Annotated in this window: 11 protein-coding genes; 8 read left to right on the top strand and 3 right to left on the bottom strand. The window is 32.3% G+C overall.

Features of this window, described 5'->3' with window-relative positions; translation table 11 throughout:
- The first annotated feature begins 416 nt into the window (after positions 1–416).
- The 8 genes from trhO (at position 417) to APS56_RS10530 (ending at position 8,880) form a co-directional block, all read left to right on the top strand.
- Positions 417–1,490: an oxygen-dependent tRNA uridine(34) hydroxylase TrhO gene (gene trhO / locus APS56_RS10565; RefSeq protein WP_054727890.1), complete on the top strand. Its 1,074-nt coding sequence runs from the start codon at positions 417–419 to the stop codon at positions 1,488–1,490.
- A 9-nt stretch (positions 1,491–1,499) separates the two neighbouring features.
- Complete coding sequence (locus APS56_RS10560; protein ID WP_054727888.1) at positions 1,500–2,744, top strand: peptidase U32 family protein; 1,245 nt, start codon at positions 1,500–1,502, stop codon at positions 2,742–2,744.
- A complete protein-coding gene (locus APS56_RS10555; protein WP_054727886.1) occupies positions 2,744–2,974 on the top strand; it encodes a ferredoxin in 231 nt (76 codons plus the stop codon). Before APS56_RS10560 ends, APS56_RS10555 begins: the two co-directional genes overlap by 1 nt.
- Positions 2,975–3,159: 185 nt before the next feature.
- Positions 3,160–4,479 carry a PSP1 domain-containing protein gene (locus APS56_RS10550; protein ID WP_054727885.1) on the top strand — a complete coding sequence of 440 codons (1,320 nt, stop codon included), beginning with the start codon at positions 3,160–3,162 and terminating at the stop codon, positions 4,477–4,479.
- Positions 4,466–4,957, top strand: coding sequence for a gliding motility lipoprotein GldH (locus APS56_RS10545; protein ID WP_054727883.1), 492 nt, complete (start codon positions 4,466–4,468; stop codon positions 4,955–4,957). Before APS56_RS10550 ends, APS56_RS10545 begins: the two co-directional genes overlap by 14 nt.
- A 57-nt stretch (positions 4,958–5,014) precedes the next feature.
- Positions 5,015–7,351: a penicillin-binding protein 1A gene (locus APS56_RS10540; RefSeq protein WP_054727881.1), complete on the top strand. Its 2,337-nt coding sequence runs from the start codon at positions 5,015–5,017 to the stop codon at positions 7,349–7,351.
- A 161-nt stretch (positions 7,352–7,512) separates the two neighbouring features.
- Positions 7,513–8,214, top strand: a complete 702-nt coding sequence (locus APS56_RS10535) for a CoA transferase subunit A (protein ID WP_054727879.1) — start codon at positions 7,513–7,515, stop codon at positions 8,212–8,214.
- Between the two features lie 12 nt (positions 8,215–8,226).
- Positions 8,227–8,880 (top strand): 3-oxoacid CoA-transferase subunit B, encoded by a 654-nt coding sequence (locus APS56_RS10530; protein WP_054727878.1) that lies wholly within the window; start codon positions 8,227–8,229, stop codon positions 8,878–8,880.
- Positions 8,881–9,266: 386 nt separating this feature from the next.
- Here APS56_RS10530 and APS56_RS10525 read toward each other — a convergent pair whose 3' ends face one another.
- Genes APS56_RS10525 through APS56_RS10515 form a run of 3 tightly spaced genes read right to left on the bottom strand, consistent with a single transcriptional unit; the run spans position 9,267 to position 12,808 of the window.
- Entirely contained in the window at positions 9,267–10,946 is a 1,680-nt protein-coding gene (locus APS56_RS10525; RefSeq protein ID WP_054727876.1) for an ABC transporter ATP-binding protein, read from the bottom strand.
- A complete protein-coding gene (locus APS56_RS10520) occupies positions 10,947–11,660 on the bottom strand; it encodes a 3'-5' exonuclease (RefSeq protein ID WP_054727874.1) in 714 nt (237 codons plus the stop codon). It lies immediately after the preceding gene.
- Positions 11,657–12,808, bottom strand: a complete 1,152-nt coding sequence (locus tag APS56_RS10515; RefSeq protein WP_054727873.1) for a serine hydrolase domain-containing protein — start codon at positions 12,806–12,808, stop codon at positions 11,657–11,659. Before APS56_RS10515 ends, APS56_RS10520 begins: the two co-directional genes overlap by 4 nt.
- Between the last annotated feature and the right edge of the window lie 55 nt (positions 12,809–12,863).

Genomic DNA, 12,863 nt, shown 5'->3' with positions numbered 1-12,863 from the left:
TTTCTGAAGTAATGTCTGCTAAATTACTATAACTTTTGTCACCATACAATTTTATAACGCAACCTTTTTACACATTTTGCATCTATAATAATAAACGCGGGAAAATTTTTGCTATGAAATCTATCCCAAATTAAATTTGAGGGTAAGACAAAATTGTTTTACCCAAGAATTTTATCCAATTAATGCCTATTAACCCATTGGTATTTCAGTTACTGTTTCTACGGATATTGAAAGTATGTTAAGGTTAACTTGAAACATTTTTAATTGATTTTAAGGTAATTTTTTTTACGGGTTAATCAGGAAAAGCACTTCTTACCTCATGGAAGTGCTTTTTTTATTCAATAAATTGTGACCTTATCATAAAATTGTACTTTTGCTTTTTAAAATATTTCTATAACCTTAAAAATTAGTATAGCATGCAACTGTACAATAAATTAAGTGCAAAAGAAAGAGCTGAATTAATTGACCAAGTAGGAAAGAGTCGATTAACACTTTCTTTTTATCAATATGCCAAAATAGATAACCCTCAAGTTTTACGAGATCATTTATTTATAACTTGGGACGCTTTAGATGTTTTAGGTAGAATTTACATAGCACATGAAGGTATAAATGCCCAATTATCACTTCCAGCTGATCGATTTAACGAATTTAAAAATCATTTAGATGGGATTGATTTTTTAAAGGATATTCGTTTGAATATTGCTGTGGAGCAAGACAATAAGTCCTTTTTAAAACTAAAAGTAAAAGTTCGTGAAAAAATTGTAGCTGATGGTTTAAACGATACCACTTTTGATGTTACTAATAAAGGTATTCATGTAAGTGCAGAAGAATTTAATAATTTAATTGAAGATGAAAACACAGTATTGGTGGATATGCGAAACCATTACGAAAGCGAAATAGGTCATTTCAAAAATGCCGTTACGCCAGATGTGGATACTTTTAGAGAATCTTTAGATATTATTGAAGACGATTTAAAAACTCACAAAGAAGATAAAAAATTAGTAATGTATTGTACTGGTGGTATTCGTTGCGAAAAAGCCAGTGCTTATTTTAAACATAAGGGTTTTAAAAACGTATTTCAGCTTGAAGGAGGTATTATTGAATACACACGACAAATTAAAGAGCAAAACCTTGAAAATAAATTTTTAGGAAAGAATTTTGTTTTTGATGAACGCCGTGCCGAAAAAATAAGTGATGATGTGATTGCTTGTTGTCATCAATGTGGAAAACCAGCAGATATTCATACCAATTGTGCTAATGATGCTTGTCATTTATTGTTTATTCAATGTGATGATTGTAAAGTAGAAATGGATAATTGCTGCTCTACAACCTGTAAAGAAATTCATGCGCTGCCTTTTGAAGAACAAAAAGCCCTGAGAAAAGGACAGGGCAATAGTAACGATATATTCAAAAAAGGTCGTGCTGACCATCTGCCTTATAAAAAAGATTTAAGGAATATTTTTGAGACTCTCAAAGTAGATAATAAATAAACTAAAGAGATGCAAAAAATAGAATTAATGGCACCTGCAGGAAATTTTGAATCTCTTCAGGCGGCTTTAGATAATGGAGCAGATTCTGTTTATTTTGGTGTTGAACAGTTGAATATGCGTGCTCGAGCTTCTATAAATTTTACTTTAGATGATCTGCCTGAAATTTCAAAACGTTGCAAAGCAAAATATGTTCGTAGTTATTTAACGCTAAATACGATTATCTACGACCATGATCTTTCTATTGTAAAAACATTGCTTAAAAAAGCAAAACAGGCTGATATTACCGCGGTTATTGCTATGGATCAAGCTGTCATTTCAATGGCGAGAGAAGCTAATATGGAAGTTCATATTTCAACTCAAATTAATGTTACCAACATTGAAACGGTAAAGTTTTACGCTTTATTTGCAGATACAATGGTGCTAAGTAGGGAATTGAGTTTGCGTCAAGTGAAAAAAATTACGGAACAAATTGAAAAGGAACAAATTAAAGGTCCATCAGGTAAATTGGTTGAGATAGAAATATTTGGTCACGGAGCACTTTGCATGGCGGTTTCTGGTAAGTGTTATATGAGTTTGCATTCGCAAAATTCTTCAGCAAATAGAGGAGCTTGCAAACAAAATTGCCGAAAAAAATACACGGTAATTGATCAAGAAACAGGTTTTGAAATGGAGTTGGATAATGAATATATTATGTCTCCAAAAGATTTATGTACCATTGATTTTTTACAAGAGGTTGTTGATGCTGGTATAAAAGTTTTAAAAATTGAAGGGCGAGGAAGGGCACCAGAATATGTAGCAAAAGTTATTAAATGTTACAGAGAAGCCATAGATGCTATTGAAAATGGTAGCTATAGTAAAGATCAGGTTATTTCATGGATGCAAACCTTAGAAACAGTTTATAATCGAGGTTTTTGGAGTGGTTATTACTTAGGCCAAAAACTTGGAGAATGGAGTAAGGGTTCTGGTTCGCATGCTACACAAAAAAAGGTTTATATAGGAAAAGGTACTCATTTCTTTCCAAAAGCAAAAGTTGGTGAGTTTAAAATTGAAGCTTATAATATTAATATTGGCGATACAGTTTTAGTTACCGGGCCAACAACAGGTGCAAAAGAATTTGTGGTTAACGAGTTATTGGTTAACGATCAGGAATTAAATGTAGGGACGAAAGGTGATATGGTTACTATACCTTTGCCTTTTAGAATAAGACAATCTGACAAGTTGTATAAAATTGTTGAAAATAAAGTAGAGGCCTAATGGTTATTATTACCTTACAACGTAATAAATGTATAGGCTGTAATTATTGTGTTGAATTGGCTCCAAACCAATTTCAAATGTCTAAAAAAGATGGTAAAACAGTCTTGTTACAAGCTAATAATAAAAAAGGTTTTTTTACATTAAAGTCTAATGATGATTCAATTTTTGAAGATTCTGATAATGCAGCAAAAGCTTGTCCTGTTAAAATTATTAGTGTTAAAAACATTTAATTCTTGCCTTTTTTTAATGTCAGTATAATAATCTTATCTTTACGTCGAGAATATTTATTTGAAACCTGTTTTAAAATAGTTCTGTTGAATTGCCATTCCCACTATTTATCAGGAGGGAAATTAAATGATTTATGAACCTTCTTCCGTTAAAACTTAGTTTTAATTGGAATCAATATATAAAATATATGTCTTGTGCAAGTTGCTCAACTAAAGACGGCCAGCCAAAAGGCTGTAAAAACAATGGTACTTGTGGTACTGATAGTTGTAATAAACTAACTGTTTTTGATTGGTTGTCTAATATGTCATTGCCTAATGGCGAAAAACCTTTTGATTGGGTGGAAGTTCGCTTTAAAAACGGCAGAAAAGAATACTATAAAAATCTTGAAAACTTAACTTTAAGTATTGGTGATATTGTTGCTACTCAAGCAGCATCTGGACATGATATTGGTATGGTTACCCTTACGGGAGAATTGGTGCGTATTCAAATGAAACGCAAAAATATTTCTGAAAAAGCTGATGATATTTTAAAAATTTATAGAAAGGCTAGTCAGCGGGATATTGATGTTTGGAGTGAAGCTCGTGATAAAGAGGAGCCAATGAAGGTGAAAGCCCGGCAGTTTGCTATCGATTTAAAACTTCAAATGAAGATTTCGGATATTGAATTTCAAGGTGATGCTAGTAAAGCTACTTTTTATTATACCGCAGAAGAACGCGTAGATTTTAGAGAACTCATTAAAGTATTTGCACGTGAGTTTAGAACCCGTATTGAAATGAAACAAGTTGGTTTTCGTCAAGAAGCAGCCAGACTTGGTGGTATTGGCTCTTGTGGACGCGAATTATGTTGTTCCACATGGTTAACGGACTTTCGTTCTGTAAGTACTTCAGCAGCAAGATATCAGCAATTATCTTTAAATCCTCAAAAATTAGCAGGACAATGTGGTAAATTAAAATGCTGTTTAAATTATGAGTTGGATAGTTATTTGGATGCCTTAAAAAGTTTTCCGAAAACAGATATTAAACTTAGAACGGAAAAAGGGACAGCTGTTTGTCAAAAAACCGATATTTTCAAGGGTCATATGTGGTATGCTTATGAAGGTGAATGGATGAATTGGCATAAAATAACAACAGCACAAGCCAATGAAATTATTAGCTTAAATAAGAAAAATGAAAAAGTTATTAGCTTAGAAGAATATGCTTCTGATCTAATTGAAGATACTAAAACAGAGTTTGAAAACGTTGTTGGTCAAGATAGTTTAACACGTTTTGATAGTCCAAAACGCAATAATAAACGTAAAAACAATAGAAGAAAAGCAAAGTCGGGAAATAAAAATGTTGGACCAAGTGCCAATAAAAACAATCCAAATTCAAACAATTCAAACAGGAATAATCAAAATAGAAAGAAAACAAATACTAACAATTCAAATAAAAATAATTCTAACCAAAATAATAGAAAGAAAAATAACCGAAGAAAACCTCAAAACAGTAAAAAAAATGCTGCAGAATAAATTTTTGTTTCTTTTTTTAGTTTTTTGTGTATTGGTTTCTTGTGATTCCAATATGGTATACGATGTATATAAAACAGTTCCGAATAAATGGCATAAGGATTCTGTGGTAAGTTTTAATATAACGCCCCCAGATTCTACGAATGCGTATGATTTATTTGTTAATTTAAGAAACACGAATAGCTATAAATTTAGTAATTTGTTTTTAATTGTTGAAATGGTGTTTCCACACGGGAAAACAGTTACTGATACTTTAGAATATCGTATGGCCGATCCTTCGGGAAAATTTTTAGGCACAGGATTAACAGATGTTAAGGAAAATAAACTTTGGTATAAAGAACAGGTTGTTTTTGATGAAACTGGAGAGTATAAAGTAAACATCCAACATGCTATGCGAGAAAACGGAAAGGTCAAAGGTATAACAGAACTTGAAGGTATTACAGATGTAGGCTTTAGAATTGAAAATCCAATAATTAAATAATCACCATAAAACTTTAAATACTTAAAGCATTTTAAAAAAGCTTAAGGCACTTAATCTATGGCAACAAAAAAACAAACAACGGAAACTCAAAATTTTTCAAAATACATTCGAGGGTTTTGGATTCTTTTTTTAGGAGGTGTTCTTTCAATTGTTCTTATTTTTCTTTTAGCATCATGGGGCGTTTTTGGTGACATGCCAGACCATACAGTTTTAGAAAATCCTAAAACAAATCTTGCCTCAGAAATTATTTCTTCAGATGGGCAGACATTAGGTAAGTTTTATTTTAATGATAACAGAACTCCGGTTAGTTATGATGAATTACCTCAGGATTTAATTGATGCTTTAATAGCAACTGAAGATGTTCGTTTTCATAGTCATTCAGGGATAGATGCACGTGGTACCTTGAGAGCAGCTTTAACATTAGGTGGTGGTGGCGGAGCCAGTACTATTTCTCAACAATTAGCAAAACAATTGTTTCATGGTGAAGGCTCTAGAAATATAATTGAGCGTGTATTACAGAAAGTAAAAGAATGGATTATCGCTATTCGATTAGAGCGTCAATACACCAAAGAGGAAATTATAGCTCAGTACTTCAATATTTATGATTTTTTAAATAATGCAGATGGTATTAGAAGTGCCTCTAGAATTTATTTTGGAAAGGAGCCTAATATGTTGAATTTAAAAGAATCAGCTATGCTGGTAGGGATGTTTAAAAATTCAGCACTTTATAATCCAAGAAGGAATCCTGAAGGAGTTAAAAACAGACGAAATGTGGTTTTAGCTCAAATGGAAAAATATGATTATATAAATGAAAGAGAGCGAGATTCATTGCAGCAAACAGCTTTAGATATAGATTATTCTCCTGAGTCTCACAGAGAGGGTATTGCTACTTATTTTAGGGGCTATTTGGATGGTTTTATGAAAGAATGGATTAAAGATAATCCTAAACCAGATGGCACAAAGTATAATTTATATAATGATGGTTTAAAAATTTATACGACGATAGATTCTCGTATGCAACAATATGCAGAAGATGCGGTGCAACAGCACATGTCTAGATTGCAGAAAGAATTTTTTCATCAAAATACGCCCGATAGAAATCCAACGGCTCCTTTTTTAGATTTAAGAAAAGGTGAAATAGACACGTTGATGTTACGATTTATGAAGCAATCGGAAAGATGGAGACACATGAGGTATGATTTAAAAATACCAAGTGAAGATGTTGAAAAATCTTTTTACAAACCAACTGAAATGACCGTTTTTAAATGGGAAAATGGTAAACCTTCTGAATTTGATACGATTATGAAACCCATAGATTCTATACGTTATTATAAATCGTTTTTACGTACAGGTATGATGTCTATGGATCCAGCAACAGGACATGTAAAAGCATGGGTAGGTGGTATTAATTACAGGCATTTTCAGTATGATATGGTTAAACAAGGAAAACGTCAGGTAGGTTCTACTTTTAAGCCTTTTGTGTATGCTACAGCTATAGATCAATTACATTTATCACCTTGTGATGAGTTTCCAGATACCCCCTTTTGTATTGAAAAAAATAAATATGGGAATCCAGAAGATTGGTGCCCTAAAAATTCTGGAAATGATTATGGAGGTATAAGAACATTAAAAAATGCTTTAGCAAATTCGGTCAATACCGTAACGGCTAGATTGATGGATAAAGTTGGACCACAAACCGTAATTGATTTGGTTAGAAAATTAGGTGTTGAATCTGATATTCCACCAGTGCCATCCATTGCCTTGGGTACACCAGATTTAAGCGTGTATGAAATGGTTGGTGCTTACGCTACTTTTGCAAATAAAGGTGTTTATACCAAGCCAGTAATGGTAACCAGTATTACAGATAAAAATAATACAGTATTATATCAATTTACACCAGAAACCCATGATGTTTTAAGTGATGAAACAGCCTATGTTACAGTAAAACTTTTAGAAGGTGTTACTCAAGGAGGTTCTGGTACCAGATTAAGAGGTAGAGGTGCTGATGCTTATAGGGCAGATTATAGAGAAATTATAACAGGGTATCCTTATGAATTTACAAATCCTATTGCAGGTAAAACAGGTACTACACAAAATCAAAGTGATGGTTGGTTTATGGGTATGGTGCCTAATTTAGTTACTGGTGTTTGGGTTGGCGGAGACGAACGTTCTGTACACTTTAAAACCATAACTTATGGTCAAGGTGCAGCTATGGCATTACCAATTTGGGGTGTGTATATGAAAAGTTGTTATGCTGATGAGGATTTGAATATTTCTACAGGAGAATTTGAAGCTCCAATAGAGCTTTCAATTAATGTGGATTGCTCGTTGCTTTCATCAGATGTATCACCTGATGATGATCCAGATACACCAGATGATTTAAACGGATTTTAAAAAAAAAGCCATTCTAAAAAGAATGGCTTTTTTTTATTTTAACGGTTTAAATTTAATTCTTTTTCAATGCTCAGATAACAAGTCTTTTTTTAATATTATCATTGGTTTACTAAATTTGTTAATAGACATTTTGTATTTTTAAAAGGCAAAATTTATTTTTTATGATTAATAAAAAAGTAGCCAATGTTGAAGAAGCACTTCAGGGAGTCACTGATAATATGACTTTTATGCTTGGAGGGTTTGGGCTTAGTGGTATTCCAGAAAACATCATTACTCAGTTGGTAAAACTTGGCACTAAGGGTTTAACTTGTATTTCAAACAATGCTGGTGTTGATGATTTTGGTTTGGGTTTGTTGCTTCAAAAACATCAAATAAAAAAAATGATTTCTTCTTATGTTGGCGAAAATGATGAGTTTGAAAGGCAGATGTTATCAGGTGAATTGGAAGTTGAATTAATCCCTCAAGGAACTTTAGCAGAACGATGTAGAGCTGCTCAATCTGGTATACCATCCATTTATACACCAGCAGGTTATGGAACGGAAGCGGCAAACGGAAAAGAAACGCGTGAGTTTGATGGTAAAATGTATGTTTTAGAGTATGCTTTTAAAGCAGATTTTGCTTTTGTGAAAGCGTGGAAAGGAGATGCTGCTGGCAACTTGATTTTTAAAGGTACTGCTCGAAACTTCAATCCAGTAATGTGTGGTGCTGCTAAAATAACTGTTGCTGAGGTTGAAGAATTGGTGCCTTTAGGAACTTTAGACCCCAATCAAGTTCATACACCTGGCATTTTTGTTCAGCGTATTTTTCAAGGGGCTGTTTATGAAAAGCGTATAGAACAGCGTACGGTAAGAACCAAAAATTAATGTATTGAAATTATGTTAAGTAAAACAGATATAGCAAAGCGAATAGCCAAGGAAGTAAAAAATGGTTATTATGTCAATTTAGGGATTGGTATTCCTACATTGGTTGCCAATTATGTTCGTGACGATATTGAAGTAGAATTTCAAAGTGAGAATGGTGTTTTAGGTATGGGACCATTTCCATTTGAAGGCCATGAGGATGCTGATATCATTAACGCTGGGAAACAAACAATCACTACATTACCTGGAGCCAGTTTTTTCGATTCTGCTTTAAGTTTTTCAATGATTCGGGGTAAACATATAGATCTTACTATTTTAGGTGCTATGGAAGTAGCAGAAAATGGTGATATTGCTAATTGGAAAATTCCTGGAAAAATGGTAAAGGGCATGGGAGGTGCTATGGATTTAGTTGCTAGTGCCGACAATATCATCGTTGCCATGATGCATACTAACAAGGCTGGTCAATCTAAACTGTTAAAAAAATGTTCGTTACCACTTACAGGGGTTGGTTGTGTAAAAAAGATAGTTACAAACCTTGCTGTTCTTGAAGTTATAGATGAAGGTTTTAAGCTTTTAGAACGTGCACCAGGTGTAAGTGTAGAAACTATTATATTAGCCACTGAAGGTACTTTATTTATTGATGGTGTGATCCCTGAAATGAGTTTGTGAAAATATTCTAAATTACTACAAAAACAGACTAAATGTTAAATTAAAATGCGTTTTGTCGATTATTTATGTTTTTAAACTGATAAATAGAATTTTTTTTTGATATTAGCATAACTCAAATTAACCAAATCAAGTATAATAGATTTCCAAATCTACCTTAAACTTTTTGACTTATGAATTTTGCAACAAATCTACATGAACAACCTACTATTAAAGAAAGCAAATTCCGTGAGACACTTCAACAGAATTTGAAATTTTTCAAAAGTTTAGTGTACTTAACCAAAAAAATATTCATGCTATAATTTTCAATTATAGCATGAATATTTTTTGTCAGAATGTATTTGTTTCGCAATTTTTACTTGCGAAACAAATACAAAATGACGTAATAGTTATAAGCCTTTTGGGATTGCATCAATAAGTTTTTTAGTGTAGTCTTTTTTTGGTGAGTTGTAGATAACATCTGCATCATCTAACTCCTCTATTTTTCCTTTATTCATTACCAATAATTGATCAGACATATATTTAACTACTGCCAAGTCGTGAGAAATAAATATATAAGTAAAGCCGAAGCTTTCTTTTAATTCATTTAGTAGGTTTAAAACTTGAGCTTGTACAGAAATGTCTAATGCAGAAACGGATTCATCACAGACAATTAATTTTGGCTGTAATGCAATGGTTCTGGCAATACCAATTCGTTGCCTTTGTCCGCCTGAAAATTCATGAGGATATCTATTAAAATAATTTTCAGAAAGTCCAACTCGGTCTAAAATATCTATGACTTTTTCTTTTCGTTCTATATCTGACGTGTACAGCTTATGAACTTTCATGGGCTCCATAATAGCTTGGCCTATAGGAATTCTTGGGTTTAAGGAGGAAAAAGGATCTTGAAAAATAATTTGAATATCTTTTCTAAGTTTTTTTATCTCCGCATTTTGGAGTTTTGTTATGTCAATGCCTTTGTATAAAATTTTTCCTGAGGTTGCTTTATCCAATTGAAGGATGGTGTTGCCTAAAGTTGATTTTCCGCAACCTGATTCGCCAACCAAACCTAAAGTTTCTCCTTCATATAATTTAAAACTTACGTTGTTTACAGCTTTAAAAGAGCTTGGTTTTGAAAACCAACCTGATTTTGTTAAGTATTCTTTTTTAACATTAATCACTTCCAATAATGGGGGTTTGCTGTATAATGATTGGTGGTTTTTTTTACGCTGTTCAGCGCTTATTATTTTATTTGAAATAGTGTTGTTTAAAAAGTCTTTGATAGTAGGCAGTGTTTTCAGTCTGGTTTTTAATGATGGACGAGAATTTATTAAAGCCTTTGTGTAATTATGTTTTGGGTTAGTAAAAATATTTGTAACCAAACCCTGTTCAACAATACGACCTTTGTACATAACTAATACTCTATCTGCTATTTCTGATATTAAAGCCAAATCATGTGTAATGAAAATAATACTCATTTGGGTTTCAGTTTGCAATGTTTTTAAAAGATTAATAATCTCTTTTTGAACTGTTACATCTAAGGCAGTGGTGGGTTCGTCTGCAATTAAAATGTCAGGTTTGCAAGCAATAGCCATAGCAATCATAACGCGCTGTTTTTGTCCGCCTGAAATTTCATGTGGATAAGCATTAAATACGCGGTTGGCATCTGGAAGTTTTACCTTCTCAAAAAGTAAAATGGTTTCCTTTTTTGTTTCTTGTTTTGTAAGTTTTGTGTGCTGTAATAATATTTCTTGAACTTGTTTTCCGCAGGTCATTGAGGGGTTTAAAGAACTCATTGGCTCTTGAAAAATCATTGCAATTTTCCGACCTCTTATTTGTTGAAGTAATTTTGGTGATATTGTAATTAAATTTTGATTTTTATAATAGATAATGCCAGAATTTATTTTTGAAATTTTTTTAGGAAGAAGTCCTAATATAGCTAATGAAGACACTGATTTTCCTGAACCTGATTCTCCAACAATTCCTAAAATTTCATTTGGTTTTAAGTGATATGAAATATTATGAATTACTTCGTTATTTCCAAAAGAAATTGATAAGTTTTCAATGTTTAAAATGTATGGTTCTTGCATTTATATGTGAATGATTTCTTCGTCAGTTAAAATGGCATCACCACGTAATCTTAAAAATATTTGTGCGACAGCAATTGTATCTTTTTCACAATAAATGATGATACGGTCTATTTCATTTTCTTCATAATAAACACGATATACTTCGCTGCCATCAATATCATCTTTAGGTGATGGAATACCTAAAACATAAGTTAATAGTTTTAATGAAGTGTAACTTTTATAATCGCCAAATTTCCAGAGTTCTAATGTATCCAAATGTGGAACTTCCCAAGGTTTTTTTCCAAAGAGATTTAATTTATGAGGCAATTCAATATTATGAATAATCATTCGTCTGGCAATGTATGGAAAGTCAAATTCTTTACCATTGTGAGCGCATAATAAATGTTTGGTTTCACTAAAGTGAGAAATTAATAAGTTTTTAAAATCTTTTAAAATTTTTGTTTCATCGCCGTAAAAGGAGGTTACTCTGAATTTTCGGAGGTCTCCTTGAATATTGAAATATCCTACAGAAATACAAACTATTTTTCCGAATTCTGCCCAAATGCCAGCGCGGTCATAAAATTCTTCAGCAGTAAATTCATCTTTGCGTTGGTATTTTGATTTGTGATCCCAAAGTGCTTGTTTAGTAGCGTCTAAATCAGAAAAATGTTGAACTTCTGGAACGGTTTCAATATCCAGAAATAATATATTTTCAATATTTAGTTTGGCTATCATTTTTCAAGCATTTTATAAGCTTCATTAATATACACGGAAATATCTTCGGTATAGATGCCAACCTTTTTGTTTGAACCTTTAGAATGTCCTAAACGTACAATAATAACATTGTCATTCGGTTCAACAATAACATACTGTCCTAAATGTCCACGTAACATAAAAAAGTTTTTATCATTTTGTTCTTTTAGCCATATACCGTAACCATATTCAGGGCTTTCAGAAAAGCGTGGTTTAATGGATTTTGCTACAAATGTTGAATCTAAAATTTGTTTGCCATTCCATTTTCCATAATCTTTATAAAGTTTTCCAAAACGTGCAAAATCTTTGGCGTTACTGGCTATACAACAGTAAGCTTTTACTAAATCGTGTCTTTCGCTATCTACTTGCCAAAGGGTAGAATTTTCAGAATTTAAAGGTTTCCAAAAACTTTCTTCTAAATAATTGTATAGTTTTTTGCCAGTAGCTTTTTCTATGACCATAGCTAACATCTGGGTATCGCCACTGGCATATTTGAAAGCTTTTCCAGGTTGATCAACAACCTTTAAACCCAGCATTACCTTTTCTAAATTATCATCAAAATAAGCGCGGGTAGTTATTGATAATGGGGAGTAATAGGCTTCATCCCAATTGGTTCCAGATGCCATACTAGATAAGTCACCCACAGTCATTTTTGCAGCTAAACCTTTATTAAACGTTGGTAAAAAATCGCTAACAGGTTGATCTAAACTTTTTATATAACCTTCTTGAATGGCTTTCCCTAACAGCCCAGAAACATAGCTTTTTGCCATTGAAAACGAGTTTGTTTTTGAATTTTCATTAAAACCATCATAATAGTTTTCAAACCAAATACTATCATTTTTTATAATAACGTAAGCAATAGTGCCGTTTGATTTATTTATTTGGTTGAGAGTTTCGGTTTCTTTAACCGTATTATAGCTTTTATGATATGGCCAAGGTTGGGGTGTTCCATTTTCAACAACTTGGTTGTCAAATTTTTTATAATCTTCTAAAAAGGCTGTTGAGTGTCCAGTGAGGTAAATGGTTCTAACTGCTTTTAGTAAATAATCGGTGTCGGTAATATATAAAGTAGTTATTATTAACCCGAGTACTATTATAATCCATTTAAAAAGTTTTTTGAAGAATTTCATTACAATGTGATTAGTTGATTAAATATAGGAAAAATTTCAGGTATTTGTACTTACA

It is taken from the genome of Pseudalgibacter alginicilyticus (assembly GCF_001310225.1).
In the GTDB taxonomy this organism is placed as follows: Bacteria; Bacteroidota; Bacteroidia; order Flavobacteriales; family Flavobacteriaceae; genus Pseudalgibacter; species Pseudalgibacter alginicilyticus.
The sequence above is the reverse complement of the archived record's forward strand: the minus strand, read 5'-3'. Positions and strand labels throughout refer to the sequence as shown.

Bases quoted from the DNA above. Each gene is read 5' to 3' on its own strand.
- trhO (WP_054727890.1), top strand. From the start codon at position 417: ATGCAACTGTACAATAAATTAAGTGCAAAAGAAAGAGCTGAATTAATT.
- APS56_RS10560 (WP_054727888.1), top strand. From the start codon at position 1,500: ATGCAAAAAATAGAATTAATGGCACCTGCAGGAAATTTTGAATCTCTT.
- APS56_RS10555 (WP_054727886.1), top strand. From the start codon at position 2,744: ATGGTTATTATTACCTTACAACGTAATAAATGTATAGGCTGTAATTAT.
- APS56_RS10550 (WP_054727885.1), top strand. From the start codon at position 3,160: ATGTCTTGTGCAAGTTGCTCAACTAAAGACGGCCAGCCAAAAGGCTGT.
- APS56_RS10545 (WP_054727883.1), top strand. From the start codon at position 4,466: ATGCTGCAGAATAAATTTTTGTTTCTTTTTTTAGTTTTTTGTGTATTG.
- APS56_RS10540 (WP_054727881.1), top strand. From the start codon at position 5,015: ATGGCAACAAAAAAACAAACAACGGAAACTCAAAATTTTTCAAAATAC.
- APS56_RS10535 (WP_054727879.1), top strand. From the start codon at position 7,513: ATGATTAATAAAAAAGTAGCCAATGTTGAAGAAGCACTTCAGGGAGTC.
- APS56_RS10530 (WP_054727878.1), top strand. From the start codon at position 8,227: ATGTTAAGTAAAACAGATATAGCAAAGCGAATAGCCAAGGAAGTAAAA.
- APS56_RS10525 (WP_054727876.1), bottom strand. From the start codon at position 10,946: ATGCAAGAACCATACATTTTAAACATTGAAAACTTATCAATTTCTTTT.
- APS56_RS10520 (WP_054727874.1), bottom strand. From the start codon at position 11,660: ATGATAGCCAAACTAAATATTGAAAATATATTATTTCTGGATATTGAA.
- APS56_RS10515 (WP_054727873.1), bottom strand. From the start codon at position 12,808: ATGAAATTCTTCAAAAAACTTTTTAAATGGATTATAATAGTACTCGGG.